Origin of the sequence: Sphingomonas sandaracina, from assembly GCF_036663695.1 — a bacterium.
GTDB lineage: Bacteria > Pseudomonadota > Alphaproteobacteria > Sphingomonadales > Sphingomonadaceae > Sphingomonas.
In genome coordinates, this window is record NZ_JAXOJK010000001.1 from 848,900 (window position 1) to 865,611 (window position 16,712).

Consider the following 16,712-nt stretch of genomic DNA (forward strand, 5'->3'; position numbering starts at 1 on the left):
ATTGGCTTCAGGAGGACACGAACGCCCACGTGATGCCGCTGACAGCCGCCGCCTTAACCACAGCCATGTGTCGACTGCCACTCCTTCTAATCTTCCCTTCAAGGGGGGAGGATTACTTGTCTCACGCTAGCGCGATCGCGTTCCAAGCACTGCGAGCAGCGTCTTCTCGAATCGAGCAGGATCCTCGACCTGTGGCGAGTGACCCAACCCCTCCAGCGTCACCAGATTCGCATTCGGCATCTGCTTCACCGCGCGTGGCGCCACCATCGGGACGGGCTCGAGGAACTTGCGCAAACTGACCGGCGCCTGCGCGCGGCCGAACGCGGTCTTGTCGAGGGTACCGACGATCAGCGTCGTCGGGGGCGTAATCCGGTAGAGTTCGTGCGCGACCGATTGCGTCTTGATCATCTCGCTGGTCTTCGCCTGGGCGAGCGCGACGGTGTCGCGCCCTGCCCCCTGATACATGCCCGCCTGCATCCAGACCCAGCGATCGTAGGACGGCTTCCATATGCCGTGATAATAATTCTCGAGCTGGTACGCCTTGATCGAGGCGTAGCTGGCTTTCTTCTCGTTCACCCAGAGCGTGTCGACGTCGGTGTAGGGCACGCCCTCCTCGCCGCGATCCTTCAGGCCGAGCGGGTTCACCAGTACCAGCTTCTCTACCGACGCCGGGTACAGGATTGCGTAGCGCATCGCGAGCATGCCGCCCATCGAATGCCCGACGATCGTAGCCCTTGTGATGCCGCGCGATTCGAGCAGGCGCTTGGTGAACGTCGCCAGCATCTCGAAACTATACTGCGCCGCCCGCGGCTTGGACGATTTGCAGAAACCGATCTGGTCGGGGACGATCACCCGGTAGCCTACCTCGCTGAGCGCGCGCGCGGCACTGCCCCAGGTCGCACCGCAGAAGTTCTTGCCGTGGAGCAGGACGACGGTGCGACCGTTGGGCCGCTGTGGCGCGATATCCATGAAGGCCATCTGCGCGGGCGCGCCGACGATATCGACCTCCATCGTCTGGACAGGCCAGGGATAGGTGAAGCGTTCGAGCTGGGGCCCGAGATCCGGCACCAGTGGTACCGGGCCTGCCCCGATCAGCATCGCCGCGGCCGGCAGCGCCAGCATCATTAATCTCGCCTTCATACCGATTACGCTTTCCTACATCCAACGAGACCGCGTACGGTTAACGGCGAAACCCTGTGCCGTGCGACGCATCATCCTTACGATGACGAATTGCACGCGAGGCGCTTGCCCTTCTCGAAACGGCTGGGTATGGGGCGCGACCGCTTAGGAGTGTAGCTCAGTTGGTTAGAGCGTCGGTCTCCAAAACCGAAGGCCCTCGGTTCGAATCCGAGCACTCCTGCCACCCCCTTTAGAAGAAGTCCGATCTGTTCGAACGGCGCAGGTTCAGCCGGCGCTTTCGCGCGCCTATCGCGATTGCAGAAACTGCATTTCATAATGCAAATTTCGCAATTGCGATTTTCTCTGCTGCGATGCACAAAGATCGGGCCTTTCAGGCATCCTCTCCTAAAAACTTTCATGGCCGGTCTCAGACCGGCCTTTTTTTTGGTCCGCGTTCGGCATACACCTCAGCTGCCGTCGTCGCGCCGAACGATAACAAACACCGTGGGAGCGGAGCAGCCGGTCAAGCCGGCACCGGCAAGACGATCGTGCGGGGGATCGAGCGACCCAAGCGCTCTCCCCCGCTACCTCTCCACGAGCACAATGCCGCGGCCTACAGAACCGTCGCCCCGCCCCTCTCCTGCCGCGCACTTGCTTTCACGACGGGTGGAAGCTATCTGCCGCGCTTCCGACAGCGAGGACGGACCTGCCGCCGCTGCCCTTCCCAGGGAGCGGCTAGTGGGTCTATGCCTCGCATCTCAGTTTCTCAATCAGCGGGTTCGAAGAACATCGTGGCGAAGACGTCCCCCCTCGAATTCATCCAGCAGGTCCGCAACGAGACCGCGAAGGTCACGTGGCCGACGCGTCGCGAGACGGTCATGACCGGCGTGATGGTGGTGATCATGACGACGATCCTCGCGCTGTTCTTCCTGGGCGTCGACTCGATCCTGCAAGCGATCGTCTCCGCCCTCCTCAAACTCGCTCAGTAAGCAAGGTTCCGTCATGGCGCGCTGGTACATCATTCACGCCTATTCGGGCTTCGAGGGCAAGGTCCGCGACTCGATCATGGCCGAGGCGACCCGCATGGGTCTCGAACAGCTCGTCGAGCAGATCGAAGTCCCGACCGAAACCACCACCGAAGCCCGTCGCGGCAAGAAGATCGCGGTCGAGCGCAAGTTCATGCCGGGCTACGTTCTCGCCAAGCTGAACATGAACGACGACGTGTATCACCTGGTGAAGAACACGCCGAAGGTCACTGGCTTCCTCGGCAGCATGGGCAAGCCGCAGGCGATCAGCGAGGCGGAAGCCACGCGGATGCTGAACAGCAAGGAAGAAGCCGCCGCTGCGCCCAAGCAGAAGGTCAAGGTCGACTACGAGATCGGCGATCAGGTCAAGGTCCTTGACGGCCCGTTCGCGACCTTCAACGGGCTTGTGGAAGAACTCGACTTCGACCGCAGCCGCGTCAAGGTTTCGGTGTCGATCTTCGGGCGTGCGACGCCTGTCGAGTTGGAATTCGAGCAGGTCGAAAGAAGCAAGTAAGCCGCAAAGCGGCGCGCTTGCGGCCGCACGCGATTAGCGGTCAGCTAATCGCGAGACGGCCTCGACCGGCCGGCGGGCCAAAGGCCCGGCCGACGACGCGGGATTTACTCCCGCGTCGCGTTTTAGGCGGGCACGTTTCCCACCAGAGCCTCCCCCTCCGCCATCCTGACGAAAGTCAGGATCCAGAATTACGGAACGCTGACCGGCTTGCCTCTGGATCCTGACTTTCGTCAGGATGGCGTGAAGAGACGGACGATCCGCCCAACGAAATGCTCTTAGGTTTGGGAACGCCCAGCTTGTAGAGCCGCGCGCCGAAACTGCGCTATCTCGCGATCACCGCACCGCGTGCATCCGGCCTTGGCTCTATGAAACTGTGAGCGAAGCAAGCGACTTCAACAGAGCGCCCAACAACCGAAGTTCACGCCGGATTCAGCCCTATTCGGAACCGGCCATTGGTTCAGATGCTGTTAGAGGGCTAGAATGGGTCTGCTTTCAGCTTTTCAGTTCCGCTCTAACTTTCTCGCGCCGCTGTACGAGCAAAGCTGCATCATACGGCGAAGACCAATTGTCGGTATTTCTGGCGAACAGAACGCAGCTTGCGGCATCGTCCCGCTCCAGCGCTTCAGCCGCGAAATGCTCCATATGCTCGCGCCGCAAATTTGTGTTTTTACCCTCATAAACATAAAACCCGACCGTCGCTTTGCGATTGAGCGGCGGCACGATCTCGATGAAGCATTCATGGCCCGGCCTAGCGCTCTTGCGCGTGACCGATTTCCTTAGTCTATTCAGACCGCGCTCGACGGTTGGTTGCTCCTCAGGGCTTGCAGAGCTGAGAATGAAAATACCCATAGTGGTCCATCCGGCGGGCTTCGTCCGGGCCAGTTTATCGATGATCCCTTTGTAAGTTCGATGGATCGTCGCCGTGGGTTTCTTTATCTCTATTCCGGCGTCGCGGGCGGTATAATACCGATCGATCACGCCAGACATTCCAGACACCATTAGACGATAGGAGTTTTTTTGACTCGGCCCAAGATTGAAGCCTGTTGACAGATAAACGCCAAGGAAATCCAACTCGTCACCAAAAACGTCAAAATGTTTTTGAAAATGAAATCGCTCGGAAAAATAATGGAGAAATGGGATCTCTTCATCAATAATATTTGCGATGCAGCCAAGATCAGCAATATGTAATACCGGAGCTAGCGTATGACCCTCCGGAATAAGTCCGGCCTTCGCCATATCTTCTTCCGAGGAACTGAGAATAGATAGATCATCAAGAGTCAGCGATATTCGGATTATCTGATCGACGTTTTCTGCATCTAGTCCGAGAGACTGCGTGATCTTGAGGCTTTCGATATTGCCCGCCCGAGCAGCGACGATGTGCTCGGCCAGTCGAGCGGATTGAATGGACGGTGCAACTACCATTTCGTTCAAATGACGTTTGAGACGGTCGGGCGCGCCACGTAGCCCCTCAGGCGTCAATCGATGAGATTTGGCTTCAGCAAGAAACACCGTTTTATCGACGGTCGCGATGATATCGGTTTCAAATTGTTGAGCGCCTACCATCCATTTAGCATTTTTTGTAATTCTCGCTGTAGGAAGTACCGACCGGATTAAGAATTCCGTTTTATCTTCAAGATAGGCCGCGCGACGATCCGACAAGTCACTTTCAATCTTCGCCGATCTGGCAAAGCGCCACATAATCTCGTTGATATGGCTGAAGATCGCCTGTGGCACGACGAACATATATTTATCGTGAACATGGACTCCAGGCCTTGCCCAGACCGGATTGGAAAGAAACATGTGTTCAATTTTCTGGTCAGCGAGCTCACCTGGCTGGATCGAAAGCATACCTAAAATGCGGTTGACGCGCTCTTCCTCTTTACCAGTCGCTGCGGCGATTTCAGAAGCCGTGACGGACATATCGTTGGAATGCCGCAAGTCCGCATGCGACATCAGGAATGCTGCAACGCTTTTGCGTGGCATTCCTTCTGGTATCACATTGAGCAGTTTCTCGGGAGATCCGATCAAATCAGGGAACTCACGGAAATAGGCTTCTACTAGGGCCTGGACATCGCGAGCACGCACAACCCGCCTCAACGCACCCATGTGTTCATTACCGCGCTGTTCGATTGTTGTAAGAACGGTTTCAGACACATCGAGAATATCACTAAACGTGTACCCCGCTGCCGCTTCCAGTTTAGCGTCCAGTGCCGCGTACAACTCGCGGCAAATCAGTTTGACCTCGCTAAAATATCCCCAATTTCTGACCGCTTGTGTGTGCAGCCTGATCTTCTCCTGAAGCGCTATAAGCGCCTTGCGGCCGTCATCCACCTCGTCCGCTTCATCAATCAGTCGGCGTTTGAAAATCGTATCGGATATCTGCGGCAGAATATCGAACACGGTTTGTATGGCTTCTGCCGTGAAGGGATCTTCGCCCCAGTCAGCGACTGGCAAAGTGAGAGCTATGCCTTGTAGTAGCTCGATGTGATGCTGCTCAATACCTTTGGCAAAGCTGCGGGTTTCGCCCTTCGCGTTGATCGCCGCTCGCGTACCGTAGAATGCGAATGTCGATAGCACGCTTTCCGGCATCCGCTCTTTAAACACATCGAATAATCTACTGATTAAAGCTGGATACTTATCAACATCGTCGCGAGCCGATTTAAGGAGAGCCTGCTTAAAATCTTCATGGCGATCGCCTATGCCGAAATTTAATTTTTCGAAGCTCATCCTGTTCGGATCACCTCGGGACTCTGACGGGACCTGCTTTTTTAACTTTCGCCCTCGAGATATCGGCATCACTTACTCCCATTGACGAATCGTTTTGATCTGCTCTGCCAATTAGAATAGCTGTCTGCCAACAAATTCTGAATGAGCGGCTACTTACGCCGCTTTTGTGTCCAAGAGCGGACAATCCGCCCCCCTTAAAATTGACTCCGTTACTTCCAGTCTTTCAGTCGCCACCCACCGAACAGCGCAACATCGGGATCGTGCGGCACCTTCGTCGGGTCGGCCTTGCTCCAGCCGGTTACCTGATCGAGCGCCGGCAGGATTACCGCCTTCGGCGCCGGATACGGATTCGTCAGCGTCGGTTCGCCGCGTTCGTTGCGGGCGGCTTCGGCGATGTCGAAGGCTTCGCGGGCGCGGGCTTGGCGGGCTTCGTACATTGCCGACAGGCGGTAGCTGTGCGCTTCGCTCGATTCACCGCGGCGGCGTTTGATGTGCGGCGGTTCTTCCTGGAGGTGGACCGTCCGGTTGTGCAGGTGGAGGAGTTGCAACGCCTGGTTCGCAGTCATCGGCGGGATCGGTGGGGGATCGTTGTGGCGCCAGTCGCCGTGGTCGTGCGAGCCAGATAGCGAGCCGGCGAGCAGCGCGGACTCGACGGACTCGTAGCCGGCTGCGAGCGCGAGGCGCATCTCGCGGGCGAAGGCGGGGCTGGCTTTGCGGCGGGCGTAGAAGGCGGAGTGGCTGAAACCGGCGGCGGCGGCCGAGAGGCGGATGTTGGCGGTGGCGGAGAGCGCGGTGAGGAAGGCTTGCTCGGCGGCGTGACCCAGGCGGTTGGCGGGCGGGCGGCGGAGCTGGAGGCGGCCGTTGGCGGTTCTCGTCGTGGTGGGGGATGCGGTCGAGACGGCGGCGTTCGTGGTACGCCCCTCCCCCGCCCCCTCCGCCAAGCGGGAGGGGAGTTTTAGGGCCGCGTTGGCCAGGACAAGCGCGGCGTCCCATTTGGCGGCGAAGGCGGGGTGGGCGGCGCGGCGCTTCGTGAAGGTGGAGCGGTTATAGCCGAGCGCGCGGGCGGCTTCGCGGGCGTTGCCGGTGCGGCGGAGATTGGCGAGGAACGCAGCGTTCTGCGCGGCCTGGCGGCGGGTGAAGTGGTCGGGTTTGAAGGGGCGCGGCATCGTTAGCGGGTCTGCCTCGATATCCTACATTGCAAGGGGGCTTGTGCTGGGTGCGGCGGGGCCAAGAATGTTTCCCCGCGAGGGCAGGGATCCAGACTGGGCTCCCGCCTTCGCGGTAGCATAGGGGAGCGCTGTCTTTGGCAGGATTAGTTCATGCTAAGGCGCGAGGGCGCGAAGACCAGTGAGAAGAAAGGCAGATTCGGGGTTCGCGCGGAGGCGCGGAGACGCGGAGGAGAAGGGCGCGGAGAAGAAGGGGGTAGCGGGGTGTTGCCGCTTTGCGGGTTTTGGGGTATGCGCGCCGGCTTCCACCTTCACTGATGGAATTTTGCGGGAGGTTGCCGAGAGGTAGCCGCCATCACCGCTAGGCTCACCGGGCGAGGCGCTGTTGCGCTCAAAGCCCAATATAAGAGAGTGACATGGCTAAAAAGATTACCGGATACATCAAGCTGCAGGTGCCTGCAGGCGAGGCAAAGCCCGCGCCGCCGATCGGACCTGCGCTGGGTCAGCGCGGCGTGAACATCATGGAGTTCTGCAAGGCGTTCAACGCCGGCACGAGCGAACTGAAGAAGGGCATGCCGATCCCGACCGTCATCACGGTCTATGCGGATCGCTCGTTCTCGTTCGAGACGAAGACGCCGCCTGCCTCGTACCTGATCAAGGAGGCCGCTGGTCTCAAGTCGGGTTCGAAGGAGCCGGGCAAGGTCGTCGCCGGCAAGATCAAGCGCAGCCAGCTGAGCGAGATCGCCACGACGAAGATGAAGGACCTGAACGCCAACGATATCGACGCTGCGACGAAGATCATCGAAGGCAGCGCCCGCGCAATGGGCCTCGAAGTGGTGGAGGGCTGATATCATGGCATTGAGCAAGAAGCAGAAGGCCATCACGGTCGACCTCGTCAAGCTGCACGGCATTGACGAGGCCATCGGTCTCGCACGGTCGGGCGCCACGTCGAAGTTCGACGAGACGATCGAAGTCGCGCTGAACCTGGGCGTCGATCCGCGTCACGCAGACCAGATGGTCCGCGGCGTGGTGACGCTGCCCAAGGGCACCGGCAAGACCGTCCGCGTCGGCGTGTTCGCCCGCGGCGCGAAGGCTGAAGAGGCTCTCGCAGCAGGCGCGGACGTCGTCGGCGCCGAAGACCTGATGGAAATCATCCAGGGTGGCACGATCGATTTCGATCGCTGCATCGCGACCCCGGACATGATGGGCATCGTCGGTCGCCTCGGCAAGGTGCTGGGTCCGAAGGGCCTGATGCCGAACCCGAAGCTGGGCACGGTGACGATGAACGTCGCAGCAGCGGTTCAGGCAGCCAAGGGCGGCCAGATCGAATACCGCGTCGAGAAGGCCGGCATCATCCACTCGGGCATCGGCAAGGCGTCGTTCCCGGCGGAAGACCTGCGCGCGAACTTCGACGCGCTGGTCGACGCGGTGGTCAAGGCCAAGCCGTCGGGCGCCAAGGGCAAGTACGTCCAGAAGGTCGCGATCTCGTCGACCATGGGTGCGGGCATCAAGGTCGATACGGCCGAGGTTGCTGGCGCCTGAGCCGCACGGGGTTAGCGCGAGCTAATCCCGAGACGGCGAAAGCGCGGCCGGCGCGGGCAACTGCGACCGACGATGCCAGAGACGGGGACGGGATATACTCCGTCCTGCCGCTAAGAGACAGAGAAGGGCCGGGAGCGATCCCGGCCTTTTTTGCGTCCGGGATAGATTGATCGTTCGATGAAGATCGTCGCCCTACCCCCGGTCCCGTCATCCTGACGAAAGTCAGGATCCAGGGTTACGGGCGTCTATCCCTATGGCTCTGGATCCTGACTTTCGTCAGGATGACGGGGTTTTGGGAAAACACGTGAATGGCTCGCCGATATGGGCCATCTGCCGGCGCATGATCGAAGCTTCCTGCCATTGTGGCGCGGTAACGCTGACCGTCGACCTTCCGCCCCAATGGGTCGCCGACTGCAACTGCTCGATCTGTCGCCGTTACGGCGTACTGTGGGCGTATTACCAATTGAGCGACGTTCGCGTCGCGGCATCTGTCCCGACCGCCATCTACAGCTGGGGTGCCAAGACGTTGCGCTTCCATCGGTGCGGCGAATGCGGGTGCGTGACGCACCGGACGAAGGTCGACCCTGCGATCGACCGGATCGGGGTCAACGCACGCCTGATGCCACTCGAAATTCTAGCGGTGACACGCATACGCCGGCTCGATGGCGCGGATACCGGGCTCTACCTGGACGCCTGACCCGCTCGGCGATTGACTCCGCCGTCAATTCCGCTAAGGGCAGCGCTCGTTCGGCGGGCTTGCTCGTCGAACTCCGTCCGAGACAGTGGGTGCAGCGGGTTTGCCGGTGCTTAATCTCCCACCTAGACGGGGAATGAGATTTTGCGGAGCGCCATGCGCGCCTGCCCTCTCCCATGCCCCATCGACGAGACACCCGGGAGCGCGGGCTTGTCTGCGCCTCCGGTAGTAACCGGGTCGTTCGTTTCGGCGGACTACCCGACAAAACGTGGAGAATGGCATGGATCGTGATCAAAAGACCGCGGCCGTAGCCGAGCTGAACCGCACCTTTTCCGAGGTCGGCGTCGTCGTTGTGACGCGCAACCTCGGCCTGACCGTCGCACAGTCCACTGTGCTGCGGAACAAGATGCGCGACGCCGGCGCGACCTACAAGGTCTCGAAGAACAAGCTTGCCAAGATCGCAATGGACGGCACCGACTACAGCTCGCTGGGCGACATGCTCACGGGTCCGGTCGGTCTGGCCAGTTCCATCGATCCCGTCGCGGCCGCCAAGGTGGTCGTGGAATTCGCGAAGACGAACGACAAGTTCGAAATCGTGGGTGGGGCGATGGGCGCGACGACCCTCGACGTCGAAGGCGTGAAGGCGCTCGCAACGCTGCCCTCGCTGGATGAACTGCGTGCCAAGATCGTTGGCCTCATCGTGGCACCTGCCACGAAGCTGGCAACGATCACGCAGGCTCCGGCAGCGCAGCTCGCGCGCGTGCTTTCCGCCTACGCGGAGAAGGAAGCCGCCTGATCTTGCAGGCCTTTCGTTACTTTTTTGAACTGATGGGGCATGAGCCCCGAGATGGAGATTTATCATGGCAGACCTGAACGCGCTCGTTGAGAGCCTGAGCGAACTGACCGTTCTCGAAGCAGCTGAGCTTTCGAAGCTGCTCGAAGAGAAGTGGGGCGTTTCGGCCGCAGCAGCGGTCGCAGCACCGGCAGCAGGCGGCGGCGCCGCTGCTCCTGCAGCAGAAGAGCAGACCGAATTCGACGTCATCCTGACCGGCGACGGTGGCAAGAAGATCAACGTCATCAAGGAAGTCCGTGCGATCACCGCGCTCGGCCTGACCGAAGCCAAGACGCTGGTCGAGTCGGCTCCCAAGGCCGTCAAGGAAGGCGTGTCGAAGGACGAAGCCGCCAAGATCAAGGCTCAGCTCGAAGCAGCTGGCGCGACCGTCGAGGTCAAGTAAGCCGCAGCGGGAGAGACGGACCATCCTGGTCCGCACTCCCGCAAGGCCGGCCGGCGGTGCCTGCACCGACCGACGAAGCAGGGGCTTTGCCCCTGCTGGCCGCAGCTTGGAAAAAGGGCGGCCCCAGCGATGGGGTCGCCCTTTTTTTGTGTCTTACCGATATGGCGGCCTTTCCACTCGGGTACAGACCGAGGCCTTGGCGGGCGACCGCGCTGACTCCGCTCAGTTCACGATCACGATGGCCTTCCCAACTGGGCCCCGGCCTTCGCCGGGGTGGTGGCGTAAGCTGGTGGTAGTGGCGTGAGCCAAGGTAGCCTGAGCCGAGGTGGCGTGAGCCAGTGGTGGTGCGGCAGGCCGGTCAGGCCGTCCGGGTTTCGAACCTCGCCGCGACGGCCGCCTGCTCCACCGTTGCATCGAGATCGCGCGGGTGCAGGGTCAGCCCTTCCCCGTCAGTCCGGTCTTCACCGCAACGAACGTTGCAGAACCCATCAGTGGATGCCGGAAGGATTCCGGCATGACGGAGGGATGGGTCAGATGGCCGTCCCGAACACCGCTTCCGACCGACCACCTCGCACCGCGCCACGCGGCATCAGATCCACCCCCACCCTCGTTGTAGCTCGCATCGCAGCGTAATAACCGCCAGCGGCCATGACCGCGGTCAGCCACCCGACAAGCAGCGAGTCGACGACCAGAACCGGCCACAGCAGAATCTTGGGGCCGACCAGTCCAAGCGCTGCGAACCCGTAATGCGGGATCATCAGCGGCAGGATGACAACGAGTGTGAATGCAAACGTCCACGGTACGTGTCGCGCCATGACCGCGATCGACTCGCTAGGCCCAATCGCTGGATTGCCGAGCGACGCGGCGACGCCCCAGGCCAGCAACAGGTTGCCAATGATCGTGCTGACTACGAAACTGACCGCGAGGACCGCGCCCGACTGCGGAAGGCCGAACAACTGAACCGCTGCCAGGGCAACGTTGAACGCAAAAACATCGCAAAACGTCGGGTCGCCACAGAGTCCCGCATACGGGCAAAACGCGCGTCTCGGTGTGGCAGGTATCGGGTGACCCAGTAGAAGGGCAGCGTCAACGCCGCCACCTTGAGCATCCCGAACCCCATCCGCAGCGGATGATGCTCGACCGCCTTCGCCGCGGCGATGCTGCCGTACATGCCGATATGCACCTCGGCCGCGTGCTGCATCAGTTCGAACACTACCGGGATCAGCGCGAGCAGCGGGCAGGCAACGAGAAACGCCACGCTCCCGCTGTACGTGGCCTTGAACGCTTGCCAGAATGTCATGCCGTTTCCCCCTCTGCTGTGAAACTCAGGATGTCGCCCGGCTGGCAGTCGAGCACGGTGCAGATCGCCTCCAGCGTCGAGAAGCGGATCGCCTTGGCCTTGCCGGTCTTCAGGATCGACAGGTTCGCCATCGTGATATCGACGGCCTGCGACAGCTCGGTCAGCGTCATGCGGCGCGTGGCCAGCATGTCGTCCAGCGTGACGATGACGGGCATCAGACGGTCATCGCCAGATCGTCGCGCATGCCGGCGCCAACGCGGAACACGCGGGCCAGCACGAACATCATCACGACGGCGATCCAGCCGGTGAAGGCGGGCGTCCAGGTCGCGTGATCGACGCCGAGACGGTCGAGCGTGAGAACGATTCCGCCCAAGGCGAGATCCAGCAGTTGCGGCACGAGCAGAGCCCAGCCGATCCGCTGGAGACGATCGGCATTGGCGATGACGAACGGGTCGCCGGCGCGGACGCTTGCGACGATCGCCAGCAGCCGGGTAAACAAGTGATGCAGCGCGACGGCGGCCGCGATGCCGAGCAGCCCCATGAGACGCATGACCGCGATCGTCTCGACGACGTTGCGGCCGTGATATTTCGCCGACAGATGCGCAGCCAACATGTCGCCGAAGCCGAACGACAAGGCGATCGCCAGCACGAAACCGACCGCCGATATCCAGTTGGCCCAGTTCGCGAACCGCAAAAGTCCGCTGGCGACGACGAGAACCCGGTCCTGCATAACCACCCCTCCGTTTATCGAAAAACGATATGTATCGTTTTTCGATAAACGTCAATGGTGGCGGCGATGTGAGCCCAGGGGACGTGAGCCCAGGGGAAGCCGCGGGGGACCCTACCGGTCGAAGGTCGCGGCGTGGGGGCGCGCGGCGACCATCGTGAACATCTTCGCCGGTGCATCGAGCCAGAACGGCGCGAGCTTGGCGGAGTCGACGCGTTCGATCCCGACGACCCACGCGCGGGCGGTCTGCGCGTCGTCGCCGGCGGTCGTGTAGAGGATATTGGTCGCCACGACCGGGACGAACATCGGGCGGTTGGCGGCAGTCATCGTATGGATCGCCTCGCGCGCGATGGCGGTGACCGTGCGGACGGTGCGTGTCTCGCCCGGTGCCAGCGCGAACGGCGGCGCGGCGGGACGGACGACGGGCGCCGCATTGAACCGCACGAGGTCGGCGTCCTGATCGGAATGGGCGGTGAGCAACACGATCCCCGTACGGATCGCCTCGGCCGCGGCGTTACCGGTGTTGGTGATGACGAGTTCGCATTCGACCGTGGCACTCAACAGGTTGAGCCCGGCGCGTAGCGGACGAAGTTCGCAGGTGACGCGCGCTCGAGGTGCCGCTGGCGGCGACGGTGGCGGCGCCGGCGTCTTGGCCCGTGGCTCGAGAAATTTCGGCGCGGTCGGCGCGGAAACTGCGAGGGCCGCGACAGGCACTGCGACCGGGATCGCGACGGGCGTGGCGACAGGTTCTGGGGGCTGCGGCGTGACGAGTTGCTCGGCGGGGTCGGGAGTCGGTTCGGCGATCACCTCGGGCTCGGCGCGATCGTAGCGGGCGGCGGGCTTGCGGCGGCGGAGGAACCAGAGACCGGCGAGGACGACGACGATGACCGCCAGCGACAGCCATAGCGGCATCGCCCTTCCCGTCTCGGGTGCGGCCAGCGTCGACTCCTTCGGTGCGGGCGTGGTGGTCGGTGCCGCGTCGGTCGTCGTGAGTGGCGCGGTTGGTGTGGGCACAGGTTCGGGCGTCGTTGCCGGCGCCGGCGCGGCCGCCGTCGGCGACGACGTCGAGGCGCGCGGCTCGGCGGTCGTGTTCGTGTCGCCAGCAGAAGAGGGCGCGCGCGTTGCGGACTCCGCGGGGGTCGCGCGGGTTGCCGATCGGTCGCTGGTTGCCGGCCTTTTCGCGGTGGCCTTCGGGGCGGGCGTCGACGGGGTCGTCGTGCGCGGTGTGGTCGAGGGGAGGACGATCTTCGGCGCGTCGGGGACGGGGATCTGCGTCTGTTGGGGAGGCGCGAGTGCTTCCAGGCCGCGGACGGGGGCGGGTTGCGGCGTTTGCTCGGACGGAGAGGTCTGCGCGGCGGTCGGTGTCGCGCTCATCACGGCCAGGGTGGCGAGCAGGGCAGCGAGGGCCCCGCGGTCGGTCGTCATCGTCGAAAATCCCCTGCGCGGTCGTCGCGGCGTTGTGCGCGGGGGAGGCTGAACCTGCCGCGACGGCAACCCGTTATGCGACGAAACGCGTCTGGGCAGCGATGAAATGCTGGGAGTTGTTACGGGGGGTTACGTCTGGTCACCGGGATTAGGATCGGGCTTCCACGGCGACCTGTCCACTTGGACCCCGGCCTTCGCCGGGGTGGTTGGGCGGTCCTGGCGGCGAGGGATTGCGATGTTGCTCCACTCGGTCCCGCACATGCCGTTCTCTATTGCGAGCCGGGTTTTTCTAGCGGACTGAAAGCTATCCGCCCACCGGTCGCACCTGATGCAAAAAACCAAAAGTTTTGCATCAACGCAGCGGGTCATTTGACGCCAAGATTCGTCAGCGAAGCCAAGTTTGACTTAGCTCAGAAGCTGTTGCTCTTTGAGGGCGGTGCCACGCTTAGAAGGATTAACCTAATGGCGAGATACGCGCTGCTAGTGCTCATGTTCCTCTCAGGGTGTGTCGCTTCGGAGACTATCGATCGGCCAGTCCAGAGCGCTGGAGTGACCAGCAAAGTATGGTCCCTACGCCAGCTCGATGGCGAGCACGTCAAGCACACCGAGCCCGAGGCCGCTACTATTCGGTTCCGATCCGATCACGGGATCGTGGGAACATCGGTTTGCAATGATGTTGGCGGAAACGAGTTCGCTTGGTCTGCCGACCCTACCGGCATGAAAGGCGCGTTTAAACGTGATCAAACTGGAGCTACCATCGTCACCGTCGTCGGGTGTTTGGACAAGCGCGCAACCGATGTCGCTGATAGGTTCTGGGCAAAAATGCAAGGCGCGGGTAGATGGTCGTTGCAAGGCGAAAGATTGCGGATCGCATTTACAGATGGAAGCGCTGCGGAGTTGATGCCGGCTGCAACACCAGCTTCTAAAATCAAACCAAGCTGCGCAGCAGGAGACCAAAACAACTTTGATTGTCGAAAGTCACAGTAGCCACCTGCTTGCAAATAGCAGCTATCGCATTCTTTCTTTGCATTACCTGCCGGTCAATCGCTACCAGCGTTCCGCGTTCCTGATGCGAAACTCACGAATTTTGCATTAGACGAAAAAATTGCGAAAATTGGCGCGCTTTTGTGATGCAGATGTCTGACGCATTGCTTGAGCCGCGAAGGCGGCAGTTCAGAGTTGCGAATGTAGCCCGCGTGGTTCCTGAGGCCCCGCTTTCGCGGGGGGAAAAAACGCTATTCCGCTCCGCGTGACTTACCGCGCGGCGATGACGACCGCGCCGCCCTTCATGACGAAAATGGGGTGCTCCAACTGGCGGACGTCGGCGAGCGGGTCGCCTTCGACCGCGATCAGGTCGCCGAAGCGGCCGGGCTGGATCGCGCCGACGTCGGCGGTTCGGCCGAGCGCGATCGCGGCGTTGGAGGTGGCTGCCTGGATCGCTTCGATCGGGGTCATGCCCCATTCCACCATCTTGGCGAACTGCAGCGCGTTGTTGCCGTTGGGGTAGACGCCGCCGTCGGTGCCGAACAGCATCTTCACCCCAGCCGCGTGGGCGGCGCGGAAGGTCTGACGCTGCTTCAGTCCGATCGCCCGCTCCTTTTCGAGGCTCTCGGCGAACACGCCGTTCTTGGCACCCTCGGCCAGGATGTAGTCGTCGTCGTAGATGTCCATGTCGAACCATGCGCCGCTCGCCTTGGCCAGGCGGAACGATTCGGCGTCGGCGAGACTGGCGTGCTCGATCGTGTCGACGCCCGCTCGCAGCGCGTCGTTGATGCCGTCGACGCCGTGCGCGTGGACCGCGACCTTCATGCCCAGCATGTGCGCCTCCTCGACGATCGCCTTGATTTCGGGGAGGCTGATCTGCTGTGCGCCGACGCTGTCGGTCTTCGACAGGACGCCGCCGGTCATGCAGACCTTCACCACCTCGGCACCATATTTGCGGATCGTCCGCACGGCACCGCGGAACTCGTCCGGGGTGTTGGCGATCTGCGGATGCGGAACCTGGATCGACGGCGGAAATTCGGTCGCGTCGCAGTGGCCGCCGGTCGCGCCGAGCGCGTAGGTGGCGGGGACGATGCGCGGGCCGGGAACATAGCCACGCTCGATTCCCTGCTTGAGGGCAACGTCGTCGTAGTTCGCCGAACCGACGTTGCGGACGGTGGTGAAGCCCGCGTCGAGTGTCTTCCGCGCATTCGCGACGCCGACGACGGTCCAGAAATTGTCGGTGAATTCGAGCTGGCGATAGCCGCTGAGCGTCGGGTCGCTCGTCAGGTGGACGTGCATGTCGATCAGGCCGGGGAGCAGCGTGCGCGTGCCGAGATCGACGCGTTCGGCGCCGGCGGGGATCGCGTCGCCCTTGCGGCCGACCGCAGTGATGCGGCCGTCGACGATCGTTACCTGCGGGTTATCGACGCGCTTGCCGGCAAGGACGTCGATCATGTGCGCGGCGGTCACGACGACCGTCTTCGCGTCGGCTGCCGTGACGGCGGTGCTCGAAAGCAGCGCAGCGGCGTACATCAGTGCGGTCTTCATGTGTGTCCTTGCCCGATCCCGATCCCGATCCCGATCCCGATCCCGATCCGGGTGTGCGGTATGCGCGGTCACTGGGCAAGTAGTCACTGGCCAAGCGCTCACAGGCCATTTGCGGTCGTGCAATTGTCCTTGGGCGGAAATCGATTGTCGGGGGTCGGCGACTGGAAATCCTTGTTGCGCGCGCGGAACATCCCCATGCGCGTGAAATCGACTGGCAGCGACAGCATGCGAAACGGAGCGTCGGTCAGGATCGGCCGGTATCGGTAGCTCACCTGGACGTGGAACAGGATCTCACCCAGCGGCAATCTGCGACCTTTGGGCAGGATCGCGGTCGCGACGGTCTTGTTGCAGCCCACCCGCGGCGGGATCACATACCCCCCGTCGAAGCGTTGCCACAGGATTCGGTTCTCGGTCGTGCCGTTATTGTCGATGTCGGTACCGCGCACCCCGGTGATGACGATACGCCCGTCGTTGCGCAGGTTATAGGGTCGCGCGGTCAGGTCGAGCGCGCTGAACAGATCGTATATCTGCCCCTCGCCGATACCGATGTCGCCAGTACCGCTCTGCGCGACCAGATCCGCACTCATCGCGGCGAGGCGCTGCACGCGGTTATTCGCCATGATGTAGTTGCCGAACTCGATCGCGGTCAGCACGAACCCGAGAAACAACGGCAGCATCAGGGCGAATTCCAGCATCGCGATACCGC

18 protein-coding genes and 1 tRNA gene are annotated in these 16,712 nt (G+C 62.0%); 9 read left to right on the forward strand and 10 right to left on the reverse strand.

Annotated elements, in window-relative coordinates; translation table 11 throughout:
* Window positions 1–126: 126 nt before the first annotated feature.
* Complete coding sequence (locus U1707_RS03780) at window positions 127–1,140, reverse strand: alpha/beta fold hydrolase (protein WP_332798748.1); 1,014 nt, start codon at window positions 1,138–1,140, stop codon at window positions 127–129.
* 146 nt (window positions 1,141–1,286) lie between these two features.
* Between U1707_RS03780 and U1707_RS03785 the strand changes: the two genes are divergently transcribed.
* From U1707_RS03785 to nusG, 3 genes are all read left to right on the forward strand, one after another.
* Window positions 1,287–1,363 (forward strand) — tRNA-Trp (locus tag U1707_RS03785).
* Window positions 1,364–1,910: 547 nt separating this feature from the next.
* Window positions 1,911–2,108: a preprotein translocase subunit SecE gene (gene secE, locus U1707_RS03790; RefSeq protein ID WP_056047594.1), complete on the forward strand. Its 198-nt coding sequence runs from the start codon at window positions 1,911–1,913 to the stop codon at window positions 2,106–2,108.
* 13 nt (window positions 2,109–2,121) lie between these two features.
* Entirely contained in the window at window positions 2,122–2,658 is a 537-nt protein-coding gene (gene nusG / locus U1707_RS03795; protein WP_055872668.1) for a transcription termination/antitermination protein NusG, read from the forward strand.
* Window positions 2,659–3,150: 492 nt separating this feature from the next.
* Here nusG and U1707_RS03800 read toward each other — a convergent pair whose 3' ends face one another.
* Together U1707_RS03800 and U1707_RS03805 are read right to left on the reverse strand one after the other, a co-directional pair.
* Window positions 3,151–5,385 carry a hypothetical protein gene (locus tag U1707_RS03800; RefSeq protein ID WP_332798749.1) on the reverse strand — a complete coding sequence of 745 codons (2,235 nt, stop codon included), beginning with the start codon at window positions 5,383–5,385 and terminating at the stop codon, window positions 3,151–3,153.
* Between the two features lie 209 nt (window positions 5,386–5,594).
* Window positions 5,595–6,551, reverse strand: a complete 957-nt coding sequence (locus tag U1707_RS03805) for a hypothetical protein (protein WP_332798750.1) — start codon at window positions 6,549–6,551, stop codon at window positions 5,595–5,597.
* Window positions 6,552–6,967: 416 nt separating this feature from the next.
* Here U1707_RS03805 and rplK point away from each other — a divergent pair, with 416 nt between their 5' ends.
* From rplK to rplL, 5 genes are all read left to right on the forward strand, one after another.
* Window positions 6,968–7,399 carry a 50S ribosomal protein L11 gene (gene rplK / locus U1707_RS03810; protein ID WP_031392847.1) on the forward strand — a complete coding sequence of 144 codons (432 nt, stop codon included), beginning with the start codon at window positions 6,968–6,970 and terminating at the stop codon, window positions 7,397–7,399.
* Between the two features lies 1 nt (window position 7,400).
* Window positions 7,401–8,093 (forward strand): 50S ribosomal protein L1, encoded by a 693-nt coding sequence (gene rplA, locus U1707_RS03815; RefSeq protein ID WP_131585904.1) that lies wholly within the window; start codon window positions 7,401–7,403, stop codon window positions 8,091–8,093.
* Between the two features lie 340 nt (window positions 8,094–8,433).
* Entirely contained in the window at window positions 8,434–8,790 is a 357-nt protein-coding gene (locus tag U1707_RS03820; protein WP_332798751.1) for a GFA family protein, read from the forward strand.
* 277 nt (window positions 8,791–9,067) lie between these two features.
* The gene (rplJ, locus tag U1707_RS03825) at window positions 9,068–9,583 is read left to right on the forward strand and encodes a 50S ribosomal protein L10 (protein ID WP_332799052.1); all 516 of its coding nucleotides are present in this window, start codon (window positions 9,068–9,070) and stop codon (window positions 9,581–9,583) included.
* A 64-nt stretch (window positions 9,584–9,647) separates the two neighbouring features.
* On the forward strand, window positions 9,648–10,022 hold the full coding sequence (gene rplL, locus U1707_RS03830; RefSeq protein WP_056047577.1) for a 50S ribosomal protein L7/L12: 375 nt from the start codon (window positions 9,648–9,650) through the stop codon (window positions 10,020–10,022).
* A 530-nt stretch (window positions 10,023–10,552) separates the two neighbouring features.
* On the opposite strand, the gene U1707_RS03835 is transcribed toward rplL, so the two are convergent.
* The 5 genes from U1707_RS03835 to U1707_RS03855 all read right to left on the reverse strand — a co-directional run bounded on the left by U1707_RS03835 (window position 10,553) and on the right by U1707_RS03855 (window position 13,474).
* On the reverse strand, window positions 10,553–10,978 hold the full coding sequence (locus U1707_RS03835; RefSeq protein ID WP_332798752.1) for a hypothetical protein: 426 nt from the start codon (window positions 10,976–10,978) through the stop codon (window positions 10,553–10,555).
* Window positions 10,930–11,322, reverse strand: a complete 393-nt coding sequence (locus U1707_RS03840; protein WP_332798753.1) for a hypothetical protein — start codon at window positions 11,320–11,322, stop codon at window positions 10,930–10,932. Before U1707_RS03840 ends, U1707_RS03835 begins: the two co-directional genes overlap by 49 nt.
* Complete coding sequence (locus U1707_RS03845; RefSeq protein WP_332798754.1) at window positions 11,319–11,537, reverse strand: helix-turn-helix domain-containing protein; 219 nt, start codon at window positions 11,535–11,537, stop codon at window positions 11,319–11,321. The genes U1707_RS03840 and U1707_RS03845 overlap by 4 nt, the downstream gene beginning before the upstream one ends.
* Window positions 11,537–12,052: a DUF2975 domain-containing protein gene (locus tag U1707_RS03850; protein WP_332798755.1), complete on the reverse strand. Its 516-nt coding sequence runs from the start codon at window positions 12,050–12,052 to the stop codon at window positions 11,537–11,539. The genes U1707_RS03845 and U1707_RS03850 overlap by 1 nt, the downstream gene beginning before the upstream one ends.
* Before the next feature lie 111 nt (window positions 12,053–12,163).
* The gene (locus tag U1707_RS03855; protein ID WP_332798756.1) at window positions 12,164–13,474 is read right to left on the reverse strand and encodes an LPXTG cell wall anchor domain-containing protein; all 1,311 of its coding nucleotides are present in this window, start codon (window positions 13,472–13,474) and stop codon (window positions 12,164–12,166) included.
* A gap of 489 nt (window positions 13,475–13,963) precedes the next feature.
* On the opposite strand from U1707_RS03855, the gene U1707_RS19000 reads away from it, so the two are divergent.
* Window positions 13,964–14,461 carry an META domain-containing protein gene (locus U1707_RS19000; RefSeq protein WP_443025654.1) on the forward strand — a complete coding sequence of 166 codons (498 nt, stop codon included), beginning with the start codon at window positions 13,964–13,966 and terminating at the stop codon, window positions 14,459–14,461.
* A gap of 267 nt (window positions 14,462–14,728) precedes the next feature.
* Here the strand turns inward: U1707_RS19000 and U1707_RS03860 are convergent, their stop codons facing one another.
* Both U1707_RS03860 and U1707_RS03865 read right to left on the reverse strand, forming a co-directional pair.
* The gene (locus U1707_RS03860) at window positions 14,729–16,006 is read right to left on the reverse strand and encodes a Xaa-Pro dipeptidase (protein WP_443025642.1); all 1,278 of its coding nucleotides are present in this window, start codon (window positions 16,004–16,006) and stop codon (window positions 14,729–14,731) included.
* A 98-nt stretch (window positions 16,007–16,104) separates the two neighbouring features.
* Window positions 16,105–16,701, reverse strand: a complete 597-nt coding sequence (locus U1707_RS03865) for a TadE/TadG family type IV pilus assembly protein (RefSeq protein ID WP_332798757.1) — start codon at window positions 16,699–16,701, stop codon at window positions 16,105–16,107.
* Between the last annotated feature and the right edge of the window lie 11 nt (window positions 16,702–16,712).